The sequence below is a fragment of the Pseudomonadota bacterium genome, from assembly GCA_026388215.1.
Lineage (GTDB): Bacteria > Desulfobacterota > Syntrophorhabdia > Syntrophorhabdales > Syntrophorhabdaceae > JAPLKF01.
This window is the reverse complement of the sequence record JAPLKF010000118.1, coordinates 1-19550: the sequence shown is the minus strand read 5'-3', so window position 1 is coordinate 19550 and position 19550 is coordinate 1. Positions and strand designations below refer to the sequence as shown.

Annotated in this window: 20 protein-coding genes and 1 tRNA gene; 3 read left to right on the top strand and 18 right to left on the bottom strand. The window is 40.6% G+C overall.

Annotation, left to right across the window (positions count from 1 at the left end; translation table 11 throughout):
* The 7 genes from NTU69_06900 to NTU69_06870 form a co-directional block, all read right to left on the bottom strand.
* Positions 1-351, bottom strand: a 351-nt coding sequence (locus tag NTU69_06900) for a heterodisulfide reductase (protein ID MCX5803244.1), incomplete at its 3' end; no start/stop codon positions are given.
* Positions 351-1715, bottom strand: a complete 1365-nt coding sequence (locus tag NTU69_06895; protein MCX5803243.1) for a CoB--CoM heterodisulfide reductase iron-sulfur subunit A family protein — start codon at positions 1713-1715, stop codon at positions 351-353. The genes NTU69_06895 and NTU69_06900, both read right to left, overlap by 1 nt.
* Positions 1716-1850: 135 nt before the next feature.
* The gene (locus NTU69_06890; GenBank protein ID MCX5803242.1) at positions 1851-3875 is read right to left on the bottom strand and encodes an enoyl-CoA hydratase-related protein; all 2025 of its coding nucleotides are present in this window, start codon (positions 3873-3875) and stop codon (positions 1851-1853) included.
* Between the two features lie 87 nt (positions 3876-3962).
* Positions 3963-4382, bottom strand: coding sequence for a VOC family protein (locus tag NTU69_06885; protein ID MCX5803241.1), 420 nt, complete (start codon positions 4380-4382; stop codon positions 3963-3965).
* A 12-nt stretch (positions 4383-4394) separates the two neighbouring features.
* Entirely contained in the window at positions 4395-4601 is a 207-nt protein-coding gene (locus tag NTU69_06880) for a ferredoxin (GenBank protein ID MCX5803240.1), read from the bottom strand.
* A 20-nt stretch (positions 4602-4621) separates the two neighbouring features.
* Positions 4622-5143 carry a hypothetical protein gene (locus tag NTU69_06875; GenBank protein ID MCX5803239.1) on the bottom strand — a complete coding sequence of 174 codons (522 nt, stop codon included), beginning with the start codon at positions 5141-5143 and terminating at the stop codon, positions 4622-4624.
* Positions 5144-5164: 21 nt separating this feature from the next.
* Positions 5165-7045 carry an FAD-dependent oxidoreductase gene (locus NTU69_06870; protein ID MCX5803238.1) on the bottom strand — a complete coding sequence of 627 codons (1881 nt, stop codon included), beginning with the start codon at positions 7043-7045 and terminating at the stop codon, positions 5165-5167.
* A gap of 374 nt (positions 7046-7419) precedes the next feature.
* Here NTU69_06870 and NTU69_06865 point away from each other — a divergent pair, with 374 nt between their 5' ends.
* Complete coding sequence (locus NTU69_06865; protein ID MCX5803237.1) at positions 7420-7689, top strand: hypothetical protein; 270 nt, start codon at positions 7420-7422, stop codon at positions 7687-7689.
* Here the strand turns inward: NTU69_06865 and NTU69_06860 are convergent.
* From NTU69_06860 to NTU69_06840, 5 genes are all read right to left on the bottom strand, one after another.
* Positions 7686-8753 carry a 3-isopropylmalate dehydrogenase gene (locus NTU69_06860; GenBank protein ID MCX5803236.1) on the bottom strand — a complete coding sequence of 356 codons (1068 nt, stop codon included), beginning with the start codon at positions 8751-8753 and terminating at the stop codon, positions 7686-7688. The genes NTU69_06865 and NTU69_06860 overlap by 4 nt on opposite strands.
* Before the next feature lie 58 nt (positions 8754-8811).
* Positions 8812-10098 carry a phosphoribosylamine--glycine ligase gene (gene purD / locus NTU69_06855; protein ID MCX5803235.1) on the bottom strand — a complete coding sequence of 429 codons (1287 nt, stop codon included), beginning with the start codon at positions 10096-10098 and terminating at the stop codon, positions 8812-8814.
* A 13-nt stretch (positions 10099-10111) separates the two neighbouring features.
* Positions 10112-10702: an IMP cyclohydrolase gene (locus NTU69_06850; GenBank protein MCX5803234.1), complete on the bottom strand. Its 591-nt coding sequence runs from the start codon at positions 10700-10702 to the stop codon at positions 10112-10114.
* Between the two features lie 10 nt (positions 10703-10712).
* Positions 10713-11360: a lactate utilization protein gene (locus NTU69_06845; GenBank protein ID MCX5803233.1), complete on the bottom strand. Its 648-nt coding sequence runs from the start codon at positions 11358-11360 to the stop codon at positions 10713-10715.
* A gap of 129 nt (positions 11361-11489) precedes the next feature.
* A complete protein-coding gene (locus NTU69_06840) occupies positions 11490-12416 on the bottom strand; it encodes a radical SAM protein (GenBank protein ID MCX5803232.1) in 927 nt (308 codons plus the stop codon).
* A gap of 98 nt (positions 12417-12514) precedes the next feature.
* Here NTU69_06840 and NTU69_06835 point away from each other — a divergent pair.
* Positions 12515-12591, top strand: a tRNA-Val gene (locus NTU69_06835).
* 20 nt (positions 12592-12611) lie between these two features.
* The gene (locus NTU69_06830) at positions 12612-13364 is read left to right on the top strand and encodes a YebC/PmpR family DNA-binding transcriptional regulator (GenBank protein MCX5803231.1); all 753 of its coding nucleotides are present in this window, start codon (positions 12612-12614) and stop codon (positions 13362-13364) included.
* Positions 13365-13378: 14 nt separating this feature from the next.
* Here the strand turns inward: NTU69_06830 and NTU69_06825 are convergent, their stop codons facing one another.
* The 6 genes from NTU69_06825 to porA form a co-directional block, all read right to left on the bottom strand.
* Entirely contained in the window at positions 13379-14089 is a 711-nt protein-coding gene (locus tag NTU69_06825; protein ID MCX5803230.1) for a DUF4115 domain-containing protein, read from the bottom strand.
* Positions 14090-14253: 164 nt separating this feature from the next.
* A complete protein-coding gene (locus tag NTU69_06820) occupies positions 14254-14964 on the bottom strand; it encodes a 2Fe-2S iron-sulfur cluster-binding protein (protein ID MCX5803229.1) in 711 nt (236 codons plus the stop codon).
* Between the two features lie 12 nt (positions 14965-14976).
* A complete protein-coding gene (locus NTU69_06815; GenBank protein MCX5803228.1) occupies positions 14977-16824 on the bottom strand; it encodes an NADH-quinone oxidoreductase subunit NuoF in 1848 nt (615 codons plus the stop codon).
* A gap of 8 nt (positions 16825-16832) precedes the next feature.
* Positions 16833-17300, bottom strand: coding sequence for an NAD(P)H-dependent oxidoreductase subunit E (locus NTU69_06810; GenBank protein ID MCX5803227.1), 468 nt, complete (start codon positions 17298-17300; stop codon positions 16833-16835).
* A gap of 92 nt (positions 17301-17392) precedes the next feature.
* The gene (gene porB, locus NTU69_06805) at positions 17393-18325 is read right to left on the bottom strand and encodes a pyruvate synthase subunit PorB (GenBank protein MCX5803226.1); all 933 of its coding nucleotides are present in this window, start codon (positions 18323-18325) and stop codon (positions 17393-17395) included.
* Positions 18322-19509, bottom strand: coding sequence for a pyruvate ferredoxin oxidoreductase (porA, locus tag NTU69_06800; GenBank protein MCX5803225.1), 1188 nt, complete (start codon positions 19507-19509; stop codon positions 18322-18324). The genes porB and porA overlap by 4 nt, the downstream gene beginning before the upstream one ends.
* Between the last annotated feature and the right edge of the window lie 41 nt (positions 19510-19550).

Here is a 19550-nt window from a genome sequence, read left to right as displayed (position 1 = left end):
TGTCGCAACCTGAGGGTTATTCATATGCACCCATGAGGATTGCTCCCTGATGCTTACAAATTCAAGGAGGTATGGGTTTAACCCTGCCTCTTTTACTGTCCTTTTGAAAAGAGGTTCATGGGTTCTTGGGGTACAGGCTGCAACAACCACCCTGTTGATGTTGTTATCTTTGATCGCTTTTTGAAGTTGAGCTAATGCATCAACTGAACAGGACCATTTGCTCTCATCTGCAAAAACTACGTTTTTAAGATTTTTTGCGTACTCCACCACTTCCGGTACATTGACAACACCGCCAATATTTGAACCGCAATTACAGACAAACACACCCACTCTGATATCTTCTTCACTCATTATGTAACCTCTGGCTCTAATTTTCTCGATACTGCTTTCAGGCTTGCAGCAAATGCCTGGATAACCGATTCAGAAATATCTATTGGACTTGTGGCACCACCACATAAATAGATCCCTTCAACATTAGTCTCTAAGGGGGCCATGAGGGGCTCTTTTTCTTTGAAGAAACCGCATTCGTCTAATTCAATACCCAATATCTTTGCTAATCTTTTATTTCTGTCCCCTGGTAGAAGTCCCATGGAAAGAACAAGAAGTTCCACCTCTTCGTCTTTGATTTCACCTGTATCCAGATCTTCGTATTTGACGGTTAAATTCTTAGTTTCGGGATCTTCAAACACATCGTATGGCCTTGCCCTTACATAACGTACACCATGCTCCAGGGCTTTTTTATAGAATGCCCAGAAGCTTTTCCCATAGGCTTTTAAATCATTATAAAAAATTACAGTTTCCACAGAATTATCGTGTTCTTTCGTAATGATCGTCTGTTTTGCTGCAATCATACAGCATACCTTTGAGCAGTAAGGGAGCCCTTCCTTAAGTCCCCGGCCAACACATTGGATCCAGCCAATCCTATGTGGATGTTTCTTGTCAGACGGTCGAATGATATTGCCCTCTGTTGGACCACCTGCATTCATGAGTCTTTCAAATTGAACATTTGTTATCACATTCTCGTAAATGTTATAACCGTAGACCCCTGTTTCAGGTTCTGCCGGTTTTATGCCTGTTGCAACAACAATACTCTTTACCTCAATATCCATAGGTTTGTCAGACTGCCAGAGAACAACCGCATTCTTGCCTTCTTTTAGACATGCTTTTACACAAAGGGCTATAGGGCACTCACGGCACTGGCTACAGTCAACCACACACCCCCCTATGCACGCACCTTGTCCCCGCATTTTTCCTGTACGGCATCTTTGATCCACTACACCCGCATTTGGCACAGCCTGAGGAAAAGGCATATGGATTAATTTCCTTGTTCCACCAATCTTGCCATCCAACTCGTCGGGAACACTGATTGGACACGCTTGCACACACGCACCGCAGCCTGTACACTTTTCCTCGTCAACAAACTTTGCTTTTTTTAATAGCCTAATCTTAAAACTTCCGTTTGTCTTATTTACCCGCCGAACTTCAGTATTTGTTAAAATCTCTATGTTTGGATGGTTGTCAACTTCGTACATACGAGGAGCTTCAATGCATATAGAGCAGTCATTGGTAGGAAATGTTTTATCCAACCTTGCCATCATTCCACCAATGCTTGCTGTATCGTCAAGGAGATACACCTTGCAACCGTACTCCGCAGCATTTAATGCCACATGAATTCCCGCAACACCTCCACCAATTACTAAAATTGTATCAGGCATATATTCCCTCTTGATAAGAACCTATTCTTGAAGGCCAAACATGGAACATAAGCACCATATGAAGTAATACCTACCAATTTTGTTTCCTCCTTTCTCCCCCATACCCAATCGGGCTATCAAGTTTCATATACTTAATTATTTTTTATAGACTGGTTGTCTTCTTTCGAGAAAAGCAGAAATACCTTCTTTCGCAGCCTCGGTGCATGCAGTTTCACCAAACCCCTGATATCCAATTTCCAGAGCATCTACAAACCGGTAGGTTTTTACTCCATCCTCAATTGTTTTAATAACAATGGAGACGGCTTCCTTACTTAAGGGTAACTTACCAGCCATTGGTACTTCTGGAATCTCTATCCCAGGGATTTCTACCTTTCCATCCGGGATTCGTTTTATTTTCCCTTGGAGGTTTTTAACCTCCCTTACCGCTTCCTGGATCATCTCATAATAACTATCTGTAACTTTGCTCACCATCCCAATATCTGCTGCCTCTTTTGCATTTACAGGTCTGGCCAGGCAAAGCATTTCATGAAAAACCCTTACTCCTTTCGGCCACTTTCGATATGGAACAATGCATCCACCGATGCCAGGTAAAATACCAAGGGTAATCTCAGGAAACTGGAATCTGGCATTGGTAGTAGCTACTATACTGTGGCAACGGATTGCAATCTCTAAACCTCCACCCATTACTAAACCATTGATAGCAGCAACTACTGGTTTTTCCATTTGATCAATAAACAATTGTACATTTGCACGGCCACGGGCATAATCGGCCGATGCCTCCTTATTGCCGAGTAGCTGGGGAAATCTGCCGATGTCTGCACCGGCTGAGAATGCTGCTGTGCCGTATCCGGTAAGGACAAAACCTTTTGTTTTTGCGTCATCTTTATATTCTTTTAAAACACTCATAATTTCGTCATTTACCTGATCGCTGATAGCATTCATTGCCTGTGGACGGCGGATAGTGACAATCTTAACACCATCGATATCATCGACCAGTAAATACCGGTTGAACCTTTGGTACTCTTCATAAGGCTTCTTTGCCGCCGGGAAACCCGGGCGGTCCATCTCCAATTTTTTCATGATCCTGCTTACTTCCGCCTCGCCGAGTTCCCGCATGAAGTCCATCGGTCCCTTACGGAAGGCAAAAGCTATCTGAGCGCCAAAATTCAGGTCTTCGATCGTGCCTATCCCCCTGTCTACAACATCGAAGGACTGGGAAAAGATGATGCCCAGAAGGCGGTCACGCACAATATTCCGGATAGCATCATCGACTTCCATTTTGGCGCCTGGTTTCTTTGTGTTCCAAGTCTGGACGGAGAGCAGGATCGGGGCAGGTTTGTAGGCGGCTCCCTCCTCCATCTGGATCGTGTTGGTCTCGTGGATAATCGGGTTTCCGTTCGCCATGTTTAGGACGAAGAAAGGCCCGGCCGGGACGAACTCCTCGGCTACATGGTCGATCTCAGCGGCTGTTGCCAGATCGAGCAGGTAGGCTGCCTCGTTGCACCAGTTGTCCCAAGGGCGATCGAGTAGGAAGCAAATAGCGTTACCGGTCATCACTGGGGCTTTGCCGGTGGCGGCGAACATCCACATCAGGTAGTCGACAACCTTCGGGTCGGCCTTCTCCCAACTTATCACTTCTACAGCCAAACTCCGCCATGCTGGTGCAAAAAAATGGGTAACAGTAGCCCTCTCTGGTTTTTTCATTTTCAGAAAGATACGGTCAGCGGGAATTGAGCTTGTGTTTGAAGTGATAATCGTGTTCTCACTTACTAATTCTTCTATCTGGGCAAAGATTTTTTGCTTGAGAGGAATATTTTCAGTAGCTGCTTCAATCACAAAGTCGGCATTCTTGATTACACCATAGTCGGTTGTATAGATAATATTATCGTGTATCTTTTTCGCGAGGTCTTCTTTTACTTTCCCTCTCTCGACTGATTTGGCTGTGTATCCTAAAAGCCTCTTCTCTGCCTTCTTTAGAGGTTCATCAATAATGTCCACAAGAAAGAGCTTAGTTTCAGGCAATGCGGTCTTCAGATAATATCCAATATCTGGGCCAATTGTTCCTGCACCAACTATAGCAACTTCTTTAGGTAGTGGTCTTTCAGGTTTAAGTAATAAGGGGTTTGATACAGACACATACAATTTTTTTTTAGAATCCATCCCCCCTCCTTTTGTGCTTAGGATTTAGGACAAGGATTAGGGTATAATAAACTCAACCCTATCCGCTGTACCCTGCTTTTTGAGCACTTACTTTTTGAATTCTTCCCACTTGTAATCTATTAATTCGAGTAATACACCATTTACCTTTTTTGGGTGAATAAAGGCAAACTCACAGTCACGGAATGGCCTGGCTCCACCAATAAAAGGGTACTCTTTTTCTTTTAATTCAGCCATTGCCTCCCGTGTATTGTCTACGTTGAAGCTGATTATCATTATGCCTTCGCCCCTCTTTTCGATGAACTTCGCCACATCTCCGTCTGGTGTAGTCGATTCCATGAGTTCAAAACCCACTTCACCTACCCAGTATCGTGCCACCCGGATTTTTTCAGGCTCATCGACGTATGCATCATCAGGTTTTGGCTTCCCTAAAATAGGTTCCCAGATTTTCTTTGCTTCTTCCAGATTTTTCACTGCAATACAGATATGATCAATTTTTTTAACTTTCATAGCCTCTCCTCTTTAAAAGGTTACCTTGTCAAGCGGGATTTTAATAGCACGATCAGGGCAGATAAAACCACACTCATTGCAGTCTTCACAGAGAAACTCGGTAACGACGATTCTGTCTTCCTGAACCCTGATTGCCTCGTCCGGGCATACTTCGACACAGAGGGGCTGGATTACTCCCCCACATTTCGTACATTTTTGTGGATCAACCTGTGCAGCCATATATTCCTCCTATCATTAGCTTATGGTTTGTATAGTCTTCTGAGACATACACCCTCACCGCGTGGTATAGCCTTCTGAGTTTCGATCTTGAAATTAGTACCCATAAACGCATTAATCATCTCGAGGGTTATCTGAAGAACGAGGTCGCATCCGGTCACATCTTCTTTTAAAGGAGCATCAAAATCCTTTGCAAACGATGGCCATGGGCACCTTTCCCATTTAATAAAAGCTTCCATAGGGTTACTGCCTTTTTCAACTTTTACCACAGCACCGTAACCCTGCCAGGTATTCACATAAAGTCCTGCAACTTGTTTTAAAAAGGCCTCTTCACCTTTAGAGAAGCTCAGCCTCGGGAGAAATGATTTACCCATATTCTGAGCCATGGCTTCCCAGCCTTTTAAAGCAATTTCTGATGGATTAGCATTTGGAAGCAGCCCCACAGCAGCATTACGCCACTGATAAAATGTTTTTATAGTGCTATCTTGGGCACCATGTAATGCCCTCCATAAGCGACTTATTTCCTTTTCTGCATCAACAGGCATATTATCCCTCCTTAATTAGTTTTAAATCCTTAGGCCTACTTTATAACCATCATGGACCGCACTTGACAGGTTACGAGGTATTACCATGTCTCCTATTTCAAAAATCTCCACACCTAAGTCTTTTACTGCATTCTTTAAATCTTGGTTCGGAGCACGTTCAGTGCAGACCACAGTATCTGTCTTGATGGGAATCTGATAACCATCATAGGTCATTGCGGTGACACTGTTGTTGGTAATCTCTACGATGTCACAATCGTTATACACAGTTACACCATTTTGTCGTAAATATGCATTATAGCGCCACCTGAAGGAAGGATTAATATCAATCGCAAAATCTTTATTTCTACCGACAATGGTTACCTTCTTTTTCTGTTTTGCGAGATATAGAGCAACGCCGACGCCTGGTTTTTTGTTACCCCAGACGACAATGTTTTCTCCGACCTTGGCTTTTCCGGCTAAAACATCAAGAACGCCAACAACATTGGGTTTATCGAAACCAGGGGCAGTCCCTTTAATGTATTTAGGTCCCACTGCCAGGACAACTGTGTCGGGCATTTCTTCGTCAATTAGTTCTGGTGTTACTTCTATGCCTAAATGGAATTTTACGCCTGCCTTATCAGATTTTGCCTTTGCAAAATTTATCTGATAATAAAGTTCCTCATCTCCATAAGGCGCTTTACGTGCCTCAAGGAGGGTTCCCCCTACTTCCGTCAGCTTATCGTATACATGGACCTCATGCCCTCTCTCTGCGGCAACCCACGCACATTCCAAACCAGCAGCCCCTGCACCGACGATCATGATCTTCTTCTTCATTTCTGCTGGTGTAATGTGAAACTTTGGATCGTGGTCATGGGCACAAACCGGGTTTATGTAGCATGTCATAGGGGCATCGCGGAAGAGTCTTGCAAGACAGAGATTGCATGCCACACATGGCCTGATTTCATCCTCTCTTCCTTCCAGGACCTTTTTCGGCATATGTGGATCAGCAATCATGGGACGGCACATTTCCCAGAAATCCAGTTTGCCATCTCCAATAGCCTTATTGGGTATTGCAGGATTAAAGAGCCTGTAAGCCATCTGGACAGGTATCTTGATATGTTTTTTGGCGCGTTCTGCAAGGAAGAGCCAGTTCCCCTGAGGGATATCTCTGCTGATAACCGGGTAGATTGATTCCTGCCAGCCGAGGGTAACGCTCATGTAATCTGCTCCAGCCTCTTCAGCTATCTGATACGTAATCATCGACTCTTCCGGCGTGTTTCCACGGACATCATCGAGGAGCTCATCGGAGCAAAGGCGAACCCCTAAGGGGCGATCACCGATAACCTTCTTGACTGCTTGAATAAGCTCTACAACCATCCTCATCCTTCCCCGGATATCACCACCATATTCATCAGTTCTTTTGTTGGTGTAGCTCGAGATGAAGTTCGAGATAAGGTAGCCGACGATACCTGAGATCTCAACGATGTCAAAACCTGCCTTGCAGAGTCTCTCTGCAGCAGTAGCATGTTGATCGACACACCGTTTGATATCATCCTTGGTCATTACCTGGACTGGTCTGAATATCCTTAATCTCTGTGGTACTGGTGATGGACCATGACAGTATTCTACCTCAACAGCACCAACACGACCGCAGTGCATCAACTGACACGAAGCCACAGCTTTCTCTTCATGAATTGCATCTGCAAGCCTCTTCAAGCCTGGAATATACTTATCATCCCAGCAAGCCGCCTGACCCACATAGCCCTGGCCCTGCCGCTTCTCATCCATATAGACCCCTTGTATACAGCAGATACCGCCTACTACTCCTTTGGCTCTTTCCCTAATGTAGGCCACATCAGCATCTGTAACAAAACCATCTTTGTCATTCAAATTGTCCTCAGTAGTCCCACTTGAACAGCTCACCCATTGCAACCTCCTTAAATTTTCTTATTGTATTGCCTTGGAACGTTAATACATAATAATTGTATACAATTTAAAAATAAATGGCTGCCTTGTCAAGAGAAAAAATCGCTTTTTTAATAGCAGTGTAAAACACTATTTACAAACTGAGGAATTTTATAGGTTAAGCTTCGGATAAAGGAGAATTTGGTACATTTTTTAAGGATCTAAATAAATGATAGTCTGGTTAAAAGCAACTTGTTTATAATAATGTCGTCGATGAAAGAAATTTTTTAGTTCAATGTATATTGTAAAATATTGCAATACAGGAAGAAAAATTATGTAACATCATAGCATTCAATGATATAGTATTAATGTTAAGTAGTATATTATTTTATATGGAAAATACTAATAAATATATTGATATTAGTAACTTATATAAAAATCTTGAAGTAAAAACTGATACTATAGTAGATAAATTATTATTATCTAAAACTGATAATAATGACAACATACTTTTAAATATTCAAACAATCATTGAAAAGGTATTTATCAATGCAGCAATGAGGGTTGCAAAGAATAATGTTTCAAAAGCAGCAAAATTGTTAGGTATGAATAGGAATACGTTAAGTAAGAAACTAAAGGAATTGAAGAATAAAAAAACTTAATAATTTAAAACATTTCGTACAATAAGGTCGCCTACTTCCTTTGTCCCCATTCCCATTTTGCCAGCATCAAGGGATTTTATATCTTGTGTAAGTGCTTTTTGTACTGCATTTTCTATAATGTTTGCACCTTCTTTTTCCCCGATAAATTCAAGCATCATTCCCCCGGCAAGTATTGCTGCTAAGGGATTTATAACATTCTTACCAGTGTATTTGGGGGCTGAACCACCAATAGGCTCAAACATTGATACACCGTTTGGATTGATATTTCCACCACAGGCTATGCCCATTCCACCTTGGATCATAGCCCCAAGGTCCGTTATTATATCGCCAAACATATTATCAGTCACAATCACATCAAACCATTCTGGATTTTTTACCATCCACATACAGGTTGCATCAACATGGACATACTCGGTTTTAATGTCAGGATATTCCTTTGAGAGTTCATAAAATGTTCTTTCCCATAAATTAAATGCGTAGGTGAGGACATTTGTCTTGCCACATAGAGTGAGTTTCTTGTTTTTGTTACGCTTTTGGGTATATTCATATGCAAACCTTATACACCTTTCAACACCTTTCCTTGTATTTATAGATTCTTGTGTGGCGACCTCATCTTTGGTACCCCTTTTAAGGACCCCACCTGCACCGGTATAGAGCCCTTCTGTATTTTCTCTTATCACCACGAAATCTATTTCTTTAGGTCCTTTATTTTTTAAAGGCGTTTCAACACCTTCGTATAGTTTAATAGGCCTCAGGTTTATGTACTGATCGAGTTCGAACCTTATCCTTAAAAGGATCTCCTTCTCTAATATCCCTGGTCTTACATCGGGATGCCCGATAGCTCCGAGATATATGGCGTCATATTGCCTTAATTCATTTAAGATACTATCTGGGAGAGTTTCTCCAGTTTTTATATATCTTGCTCCACCTAAGTCATACTCATTAAATTTTAAGACAAATCCTAATTTTTTTGATGTTGCATTCAAAACCTTTACGCCTTCAGCAATAACCTCAGGGCCCGTTCCATCGCCTGGAATAAGACCTATATTATGCTCCTTACCCATTTTTTCCTCCATCTTTAGGGTTCATGGTACAGGGATAGCATTACTAACCCCTAAAACCCTATCCCCTATTCCCTGTATTTAACGCTTTTCTGCCTATGTCCTTCCTGTAATGCATGCCGTCAAACTCTATACATGAGACAGCCTCATAGACCTTGTTAATTGCGTCTTTAAATGTTTCTCCTGTTGCAGTTACTCCTAAAACCCTTCCACCTGAAGTGTAATAGTCATTTCCGACCTTTTTTGTTCCTGCGTGGAATACAATAACATCTTTTTCATTTTTAAGTTTTTCCAATCCCTTGATAATTTTTCCCTTTTCGGGTTTATCCGGGTAACCCCTTGATGCGACTACTACACATACAGAGACACCACTTTTCCATTCAATTTTTTTTATGCTGTCCAACTTACCTTCGACACAGGCAAGCAAAATAGGGAGAATGTCGCTTTCCATTTTAAACAGTATCGGTTGGGTTTCAGGATCTCCCAATCGTGCATTAAACTCAAGAACATACGGCTCATTGTTCCTTAACATTAACCCGCCATAGAGTGCGCCTTTATAATCAATACCTTCATTGCTCAGGGCATGAATTGTTCTATTCATGATTGAGTCGTTAATATCCCTTTCCATTGCACTGTTTATAAAGGGTATCGGTGTATATGCGCCCATGCCACCTGTGTTTGGACCTCTGTCATCATCGAGTAATGGCTTATGATCCTGAGAGGCGAGCAATGGAAGGATTGATATACCATCGGTGAAGGCTATATACGAAGCCTCAACGCCTGGTAAAAAGTGCTCAACAATTACATTTTTACCGGCATTTCCATGGATGAGTTCTACCATCAATGCCCTTAAAACATCTTCACCTTCCTGTTTGTCGAATATTACATAAGCCCCCTTTCCTGCACATAGCCCATCAGCTTTGATAACATAAGGAGGTTGGATACTTTTTAGATATGTTTGCGCATCGTTATATTTGAAGAATGTTTCAAAAGATGCAGTTGGTACTTTATGTCTGTCCATCAACTCTTTCGCAAAAATTTTACTTGTTTCTATCTGTGCTCCCTTTTTAGGCGGACCAAATATTGGTATACCTTCTTTTTCAAAAGCGTCCACAACACCAGATGCCAACGGGCCTTCAGGTCCGACTACAACTAACTCTATATATTCCTTTTTGGAGAAGTCAATAAGGCCTCTTATGTCATTTATATCCATTTCAATACAGTCTGCCATTTCAGAAATTCCACCATTGCCTGGCACACAGTATAAGGCTTTTACATTTTTTGACTGCGATAGTTTCCATATAAGGGCATGTTCTCTACCACCACCCCCTAATACAAGAATTTTCATATATTTCTTCCTTTTAACGTTTTATTTTTGATAAATATTTATAGATATTGCTATCGTACTCGGAAGTTGAGTAGAATACCTTTTTTGCAAGATAAAACCTCAAATCCTCTGTTGTTTCCCCGTTATTAGCCTTCATATTCTCCATAACCCTTGAGTAGTCATCCGGATCAATAACTACTGTGACATACTTGAAATTTTTTGCTGCTGCTCTAATCATTGATGGCCCGCCAATATCTATGTTTTCTATAGCTTCTTCAAATGTACATCCCTTGCTTATTACTTCTTTGAAGGGGTAAAGATTCACAACTATCATGTCGATATGTTTTATATTCAAGGATTCCATTGCCTTTTGATGTTCTTTGTTATCCCTGATATTGAGGATGCCACCATGGACTTTTGGGTGAAGTGTTTTTACCCTTCCATCCATTATTTCAGGAAAACCAGTGTATGCACTTACTTCTATGGGGCTAACCCCTATTCCGTCAAGGTACTTCTTCGTTCCACCAGTAGATAATATTTCAACACTATAGTTTTTTAGGAAGGATGCCAATTCCTGTAAGCCAGATTTGTTTGATACGCTTATCACAGCCCTTTTGATTTTCATATAACCCTCCTTAAAAGCCCAGTTCTTCATTCATTAAGAAAATTGAGATGTCTGTTGAATATGGTTTTCGCTGTATAATAGATATAACCCTGCATATTCTTGCTTCAGACTTACAGTCATGGCAGTAACCTGTCTCAGTACATGGCAGCGTAAGATTCAACCTTTTTGCATTGATAGGCGCAGCTATCCTTTTGATTCTCTCCAGTCCTGCATCTATATCCGGAACTATCTTATTATAACCTGCAATGATGATGACCTTCTTGGGACCAAATGTGATACTGTTGATTCTGTTCCCGAACCCGTCAATATTGATTATTTCACCCTTTTCCGTTATCGCATTAGCACCGGAGATGAAAAGATCTGACGTTAGTTGCTGCATTCTGATTTTATCTATCTCTTCTTTTGCAAGCCCTTCTTTCCAATGGTCGAGGAGTGTTACATCCTCCTTCTTCAGTCTCTCAACAATACCCAGTTCCCTTATGGTTATAGAACCACCAAAGCCGACTTTCATCTTCGGCTTTACATAGCTCAGCACTGCATTAACCAGTTCCTCTCTTTTTGTAAAAGATACTGCATCAAAATAGTTTGATTTCAATGATTTTATCGTTCGCCATATCATTTTTTCTGTATGCCATTCTTTCGTTTCTGTATAAAACATTGTAGCCCCCCTTGAAAGTTTTTTAGGCAGGAAAATTACGATACAGATTTATAGTAAATTTTGGCACAGCAATTTGTCAATAACAATTTCTCTACAATTTCTTTATATTGGTTTATGACTACTACAATGTCATTCATTCTTTAAATAGAAGATACCCTCGCCAAAATGAAAACTTTTTATTTTCCCCTTTTTTTCCATTACATGTAATTGGTTTTTAGCCTTGGAAAACGACACACCTGTAATTTTTACTATATCATCTAAACTTAGTGACCTTCTTTTGAGAATATCTAATACCATTTCTGTCCAGTCTTCTTTTTCATTTTTTACAATAATCTTTTCGAATGTGCATATTACTTCACAATTATTTCCAAAAAATTTGCTTATTTCCTCGAGCTCAGTCTTTTTAATTCTGCCTTTTATTTCTTCACTTGGTGGCCTTGTTACTGTATTAAGCTGGATTTTGTCCACATTAAGATATTTTAAAATATCTTTAAATTTTTTCAGTTCTTCAATGTCGTCATTTATACCTTTAATCAACATAATCTCAAGCCATATCTTACCACGGTACTCATCTCTAAATTCTTTCAGACCTTTTGTTAATAAACTAAGCTCTATCAAGCTATGTGGTCTATTTATGTATCGAAATATGTCTTCACTCGCAGCATCCAATGACGGCAGAACAATGTCTGCTGTTTTGAGGTCATTCCTCACATCTTCTTTAAATAATAGTGATCCGTTAGTAATGACTGATACTGGTATATTTATTCTTTTTTTAATCTCATTAATCATCAAACCAATATTTGAATTTAATGTGGGCTCGCCAGAACCTGAAAATGTTATGAAATCGATATGTTTTGATATACTTGCCTTTTCAATTACCTCTTTCACTATTTCGTAGGGGTTAAAGAAACCTTTCCTTAGTATTTCTTTGTTTGTAGTTTTTCCAATCTGGCAGTATATACAATCAAAACTACAATATTTTTTTGGAATAATATCTACCCCTAATGAAAACCCCAATCTTCTGGAAGGAACGGGCCCAAAAACAAACCTGCTCATAGGAAGATAATAAATGATTGATAGAAAAAATTAAACAAAATTCACATCCTGTCTTTATATTGACATTTGAAATATGGTATAATAAAAATAATACTAAAGGGCGATTAGCTCAGATGGTTAGAGCGCTGGTCTCACATACCAGAGGTCGTTGGTTCGAATCCAATATCGCCCACCATTCAATTCTCGGGGGGACCAATGTCCGGACATAGTAAATGGAGTTCAATTAAACATAAAAAGGGCGCTGCTGATGCAAAGCGGGGTAAAATATTTACTAAGCTGATTAAAGAAATTACGACCGCTGCCCGCATTAGCGGGGGTGATCCAGAAGCAAATGCAAGACTCAGGGTTGCGATTGCCCAGGCAAAGGCTGAGAATATGCCAAAAGATAATATTGAAAAGGCTATAAAAAAAGGAACCGGCGCCCTTGAAGGTGGAGAACGTTATGAAGAACATACCTATGAAGGATATGGACCCGGTGGGGTTGCAATTCTTATAGAAACATTAACAGATAACAAAAAGAGGACAACAGCCGATGTTCGCTACATCCTTACAAGACTCAACGGTAACCTTGCCGAAGCAGGTAGTGTTTCCTGGTTATTCAGCAAAAAGGGTTATATTTCCTTTGACAAAAATGCTGTAGATGGAGATAAAATAATGGAAATTGCCCTTGAAGCAGGCGCAGAGGATATTACTGAAGACGAAAATGAAATAGAAGTCGTAACTAACCTTTCAAGCTTTGAGCCAGTTAAAAAAGTCTTTGATAAAAATGGTATTAAATATATTGTTGCTGAAATTAGCATGATGCCCCAGAATTATGTAAAGATTGAAGCGAAAAACGCAGAAACCATGTTAAAATTAATGGAGGCGTTAGAGGATTCTGATGATGTTCAGCATGTATACGCAAATTTTGATATTTCAGCCCAGGAAATGGAAAGGTTAAGCCACTGATTTCTGATTACTTATTACGATAATTTAATTCTCTTTACTTCACCGTTTTTTCCAGTGAATTCAATATCTTTGCCATTTAAGAAAAGTTTTACACCACCTGCATTTCCAATGAGTAGGTCAAACTTTTCTTTTGCATTCAACATTATAATTTCCTGCGGGTTTAGCATAAATTCCTTTTTCTCTGTTTCGTCAATAACAACGCTTATCCATGTTCTTTCATGACAGGTAATCATGAGTCTTTTTACGTCAGGAATATTAGGGATATTTTTTTTATCAACACCATTATTGTTATATGAACTTGCAGAAATATGTCCTGTTGCATTCCCTAATTTTATGGTTGGTGTTTGGTTGTTTTGTGTTTTATTGAAGATAAAAAAAACTGTTATTATAAGGGCAATGGTTACGGGATATAATAATATTGTTTTAGATAGTTTTTTACGCTTTGGTTCGGATTTCTGTTGTACTGGAACATCTATGACCACAGCATTGTTTTCTTCAACCAAATCGTGAACTATTTCATCGTAAACCTTTAATAAACTTGCGTATTCTTTTATGTAGCCTTTTACATATACTGGATGAGGTAGAACATCCCAATTACCAGATTCAATAGCCTCTATTAATGATTTTCTTAAAAATAAAACATTTGATATTTCAACTATTGTTAATCCTTTTTCTTCCCTTTTTTCTTTTAGAAATTGCCCTATTTTGTATAGGTCAATGGACATACTATATCCCTTATTTAATATTCAATAGTTCATCTATAGTATACAATATATTTATAGTAAAATAAAAACTTTTTCAGTGATATTAATCACTTATTATATTTTTTTTAAAAAACTTTTTCAATATATATTAATTTATTTAAATATTATTCATTTTTATAAATTGACTACTTGCAATCCTGACATACAAGCAGTTCATCAACGGATGTTCCTGATTTTTGTGAGATGAATTGCAGTTGCTCAACAGGCGCATGGTATCTACCACATTTTGGGCATCTGGCAAGCTCAAACTGCTTTTTCCAGATTGTCCTTACACCACTTTTATCCTCCATATAGATGTGTCCTGTTGGACACACCACAACACAGGCGCCGCATCCTATACATACATCCGATGGTTCATCAAATGGTGTTGTAACCTTTTTTGCAGGGCCCTTACCGCTCATGTCAATGGCAGAGACACCTACAATTGACTCACAGGTTCTTACACATAAACTGCATAAAATACATTTCCCTTTATCCTTGTCCTTGGTGTACCTAACATTCTTTACACCGTATTGTCCGGCAAGATGGTGGATTATTTCTGAATCCGGACATCTGGCGAGTAAAAGCTCAAGAACAGTTTTTCTGACAAGCCAGACATCAGGCGATTCTGTATATACCTCAATGCCATTCTCTGCACCATACAGACATGATGTAACAATTCTTTTTCTGTTTCCCTTCCTTACCTCTACTACACACAGTCTGCACCTGCCATCAGAACCAAGGGTTTCATGGTAACAGAGGCTTGGTATAACATGACCTTCCCTTCTTGCTATATTAAGAATAGGCTCGCCTTTTTCTCCCTTTGCCAATTTGCCATTTATCTTGAACTCAACCATAATTATATCTCCCTATTCGATTTTTATCGCATCAAAACGGCAATTATCATAGCAGGTACCACATCGTATACATTGTGCCTGATCTATTGTATGTACTTCCTTTTTCTTCCCTGTTATACACTTGACAGGGCATTCATGGGCGCAAAGGGTACAGCCGGTGCATTTTTCCGGAACAATACTGAATTTTATAAGGGCTTTGCATACACCAGCAGGGCACTTCTTATCTTCTATATGTGCCAGGTATTCATCTTTAAAATATTTGATTGTTGAGAGGACAGGATTGGGTGCACTTTGACCGAGGGCGCAAAGAGAACCCAGATTGATTGCCCTTGCAAGCTCTTCAAGATGTTCAATATCGCCCTTATCCCCATTCCCATTGCATATACGCTCCACAATCTCATACATCCTTCTCACGCCTTCCCTGCATGGTGTACACTTTCCGCAGGATTCCTCGACAAGAAATGTTAAAAAATAGCGTGCCACGTCTACCATACAGTTTCTCTCATCCATAACTATCATCCCACCAGAGCCCATCATAGAACCGAGTTTTGTAAGGGAATCAAAATCTACAGGCATTTCAAGATATTCTGCAGGTATACAACCGCCAGATGGACCACCGGTTTGAACTGCCTTGAATTTTTTATCCCCTTGAATACCCCCTCCCAGTCCAAAGATAATTTCCCTTAATGTCATTCCCATCGGGACTTCTATTAACCCTGTATTTTTTACCTTACCTACAAGCGAAAAGACCTTTGTCCCTTTACTTCCTTGAGTACCAATCGATGCAAACCATTCCCATCCTTTATTGATTATATGGGGAACACAGGCCCATGTCTCAACATTGTTTAAATTTGAAGGTTTTTCCCAGAGTCCTTTCTCCACTGTGTGGACATATTTTGCCCTTGGTTCTCCAGCTTTGCCCTCGATAGAGGACATAAGTGCCGTGGATTCCCCACAGACAAAGGCACCGCCACCCCTGAATATGGTGATGTCGAATTTAAAGCCTGAATTAAATATATTTCTACCGAGGAAGCCATATTCCCTCGCCTTTTCAATCGCCTTTGAAAGTCTATTAACGGCAAGAGGATACTCATCCCTCACATATATATATCCCTGATTAGAGCCAATGGCATAGCCACCTATGATCATCCCTTCAAGTACAGCATGAGGATTTCCTTCCATAAGCGACCTATCCATAAAGGCACCGGGATCTCCCTCATCTCCATTTGCAAGAATATATTTAGGTTGTCCTTCAGCATCTTTGCAGGAACGCCATTTTGCACCTGTGGGAAAACCACCCCCACCTCTCCCTCGTAAACCTGATTTTTGCACCCAATCGATAATTTCATCTGTATTCATTTTGAGTGCTTTGTAGAGTGCCCTGTAACCTCCCCGTTGTATATACTCATCTATATCTTCAGGGTCGATTGTGCCATTTAGAGAGAGAACAATCCTATTTTGACCCGCGTAGAACGGAATATCGAGGGGTGACACATACCTTTTGGTTTTATCATCGCCTTTATAGAGGAGTTTATCTGCAATCTTATTACTTTTAATAGTTTCTATTAACGACTTTACATCCTCATTTACATTTCTTTTACCGACACTTTGATATAATATTTCATCATCACCAAAAACAACAATAGGTCCTCTCTCGCACAATCCATGGCAACCCGTTTTTTTTACAAGCACCTTTGCTGCAAGACCCTCAAGATTAATAATATCCTTAAATCTATCGTATAATTTAAGAGACCCTGATGATATACAGCCTGTTCCGCAGCAGATTTTTACGACCTTGTCATATATTTTAACCTTTTTCTTGTATTCTAAAGCAATGTTATCGAGTTGTTCAGGCGAAATAATCATAATTATTCTCCATCTTTAAATTCACTGATTATCTTATTAACCGTAACTGACGTTGTCTTTCCAAAGTCCTTTTCATCAACCTTTACAAGAGGCGCTAAGGCACATGCACCAAGACAATTCACTGATTCAAGGGTAAACATACCGTCTCCGGTTGTATCCCCCTTCTTTACGTTGAGCACACGTTCAAATGAATCAAGAATGTTTGGCCCACCACGAAGATGGCACGCTGTTCCAAGACATACATGGATCGTATGTTTACCTCTCGGTTTGAGAGAAATAGCTTTGTAAAATGTGGCAACCTCATAACCCTTGCTAAATGGTATATTTAATTTGTCACATATATATTTGAGGGTATCTTTTGGCAGGTATCTGTATTCCTTTTGAATATCTTGAAACATAGCGAGTATATATGATTTATCCCCGCCATACTTGTTTAAAATGGTGTTTAGCTTTCCAATATCAACCTCCATAATACCCCCTTCTTAGGTAATCAGTAAGCAGAAATCAGTAGGCAGTAGGCAGAATATAATATAATGTCTACCACCTAATTTTTTTATACCCACTACTTCACTCCGCATAAATGTTTCAATCTCTCCCAATCTGCATTCACGTGTTCCCGTATCTCTGATATTGTCTCGGGGGTCAGGTGTCTGAACCTGCCCTGCCCGTTAAGGTAATCTCCAACCTGCCTCAGCGGTTCCGGATTATATGTAAGTCTGTATTCGCCGTTTTCTATCTCGTATAATGGGAATATACCTGTCTCAACCGCAAGCCTTCCATATCTTATCGCCATATTAGAAGGTATCCTCCAGCCCGTGGGACATACCGAGAGTACATGGATATATGATGGTCCATATACCATTTTTGCCTTCTTTATTTTGGCAAGAAGGTCAAAGGGGTATGAAGGACAGGCTGTGGCAACATAAGGAATGTTATGGGCTGCAGCAATTTTTGGCATATCCTTCTTCCAAGTGGATTGTCCTATACTCTTCTTTCCAGGAGGGGTTGTAGTAGTCATGGCACCATATGGTGTGGAAGATGAACGTTGAATCCCTGTATTCATATAGGCTTCGTTATCCACACATATATAGGTAAACTTGTGTCCTCGCTCCAGTGCACCTGAGAGTGCCTGGAGTCCTATATCACTTGTTCCACCGTCACCACCTATAGTAACCACATTGATATCCTTCCGTGGAATCTTATTCTTTTCCATGAGAATCTTGAGTGCCGATTCAACACCTGATGCAACAGCGGCGGCGTTCTCAAAGGCAACATGGATCCATGGTAGTTTCCAATCAGTAGTAGGGAGCGGAGTAGATATAATCTCCATACAGCCTGTGGCCATTACCATTATTGTATTACGTCCAAAAGCTTTAAGGGCTAACCTTACTGCAAGTATCTCTGCACAACCCTGGCATGCCCTGTGACCCGAGACGGCAAATTCTTCCCTTGAAACTGTATTTGCCGCATAGATATCAATACTTGGTAACATCATCCTCTCACCCCTATTACACTAAAGTTTTTGTCTTTCTTTGATTTGGTCCTTTTTCCCGGGGTAGCTTTTATTTCATCGAATATATCTCTAAAATCTTCTGGAAGGACGTCTCTCCCACCGAGGCCGACAATATAATCCTCTATAGATATATTCATTCGATTGCTATGGACAAGGGATGAGATTTCGTTAAAGAGGGGGCCGTTTGTAGCACCACCTGGCATAACCCGCTCGATCACCGCAACCCTTTTTTTGCCCTTCAATGCGAATAATAGTTCTTTTGTCGGGAATGGTCTAAAGAGCCTTAGGTTTATGAGTCCTGCCTCTTTCCCTTCCTCTTTAAGCCTATCAATTGCAGTCTCGATATTTTCATTGATTGCACCAAGCGCAATAAACACCACATCGGTATTTTCTGTGTTGTATGTCTCGACAGGCTTATAGTATCTCCCGAACTGTTTGCCAAATTCATCCATCACCTTCACGATCACCTCTTTGGAGTGAACGATTGCCATCTCCTGGGCATATTTTGCCTCTGTGTAGAGTTCAGGCATTGCATATGCCCCCATTGTAACAGGCTTATCAGGATGTAAGGTATAAAGGGGATTATAGGGTGGCAGGAACTTATCTACTTCTTCCTGGGAGGGAAATTCAATGGGTTCGATAACGTGGCTTAACGAGAATCCATCGAGGTTTACCATCAAAGGTAAAAGGACTCTTCTGTCCTCTGCGATCTTGAATGCCATGATGATAGAATCGACCACTTCCTGACCATTCTCGCAGAAGAGCATTATCCAACCAGTATCCCTTGCTGCCATCACGTCAGAGTGATCACCCCAGATAGAGAGTGGCGCAGAGAGGGCTCGGTTCACTGTAGCCATCACTATGGGGAACCGCATGCCTGATGCGATAAAAAGAATCTCATGCATGAGCTCTAAGCCCTGGGAACTGGTTGAGGTGAATGTCCTTGCCCCTGCTGCGGAGGAGCCACAGCAGGCAGACATTGCAGAGTGTTCGGATTCTACATTGATATATGTTGCATCTAACTCTCCATTGGCAACAAGTTCAGAGAGATGTTCCACTATGTGTGTTTGAGGAGTAATCGGGTAGGCGGCTACCACCTCAACCCTTGCAAGTTTTGCTGCAATAGATGCGGCTATCGAGACCTCTATACCCTTCTTTGCATTCATCGTTCTTCCTCCACCATCTTGATTGCCCCTGGTTTACATTC

What these genes read in the sequence shown, in the direction of transcription:
- NTU69_06895 (MCX5803243.1), bottom strand. Translation starts at nt 1,715, where the DNA reads ATGCCTGATACAATTTTAGTAATTGGTGGAGGTGTTGCGGGAATTCAT.
- NTU69_06890 (MCX5803242.1), bottom strand. Translation starts at nt 3,875, where the DNA reads ATGGATTCTAAAAAAAAATTGTATGTGTCTGTATCAAACCCCTTATTA.
- NTU69_06885 (MCX5803241.1), bottom strand. Translation starts at nt 4,382, where the DNA reads ATGAAAGTTAAAAAAATTGATCATATCTGTATTGCAGTGAAAAATCTG.
- NTU69_06880 (MCX5803240.1), bottom strand. Translation starts at nt 4,601, where the DNA reads ATGGCTGCACAGGTTGATCCACAAAAATGTACGAAATGTGGGGGAGTA.
- NTU69_06875 (MCX5803239.1), bottom strand. Translation starts at nt 5,143, where the DNA reads ATGCCTGTTGATGCAGAAAAGGAAATAAGTCGCTTATGGAGGGCATTA.
- NTU69_06865 (MCX5803237.1), top strand. Translation starts at nt 7,420, where the DNA reads ATGGAAAATACTAATAAATATATTGATATTAGTAACTTATATAAAAAT.
- NTU69_06860 (MCX5803236.1), bottom strand. Translation starts at nt 8,753, where the DNA reads ATGGGTAAGGAGCATAATATAGGTCTTATTCCAGGCGATGGAACGGGC.
- purD (MCX5803235.1), bottom strand. Translation starts at nt 10,098, where the DNA reads ATGAAAATTCTTGTATTAGGGGGTGGTGGTAGAGAACATGCCCTTATA.
- NTU69_06850 (MCX5803234.1), bottom strand. Translation starts at nt 10,702, where the DNA reads ATGAAAATCAAAAGGGCTGTGATAAGCGTATCAAACAAATCTGGCTTA.
- NTU69_06845 (MCX5803233.1), bottom strand. Translation starts at nt 11,360, where the DNA reads ATGTTTTATACAGAAACGAAAGAATGGCATACAGAAAAAATGATATGG.
- NTU69_06840 (MCX5803232.1), bottom strand. Translation starts at nt 12,416, where the DNA reads ATGAGCAGGTTTGTTTTTGGGCCCGTTCCTTCCAGAAGATTGGGGTTT.
- NTU69_06830 (MCX5803231.1), top strand. Translation starts at nt 12,612, where the DNA reads ATGTCCGGACATAGTAAATGGAGTTCAATTAAACATAAAAAGGGCGCT.
- NTU69_06825 (MCX5803230.1), bottom strand. Translation starts at nt 14,089, where the DNA reads ATGTCCATTGACCTATACAAAATAGGGCAATTTCTAAAAGAAAAAAGG.
- NTU69_06820 (MCX5803229.1), bottom strand. Translation starts at nt 14,964, where the DNA reads ATGGTTGAGTTCAAGATAAATGGCAAATTGGCAAAGGGAGAAAAAGGC.
- NTU69_06810 (MCX5803227.1), bottom strand. Translation starts at nt 17,300, where the DNA reads ATGGAGGTTGATATTGGAAAGCTAAACACCATTTTAAACAAGTATGGC.
- porB (MCX5803226.1), bottom strand. Translation starts at nt 18,325, where the DNA reads ATGATGTTACCAAGTATTGATATCTATGCGGCAAATACAGTTTCAAGG.
- porA (MCX5803225.1), bottom strand. Translation starts at nt 19,509, where the DNA reads ATGAATGCAAAGAAGGGTATAGAGGTCTCGATAGCCGCATCTATTGCA.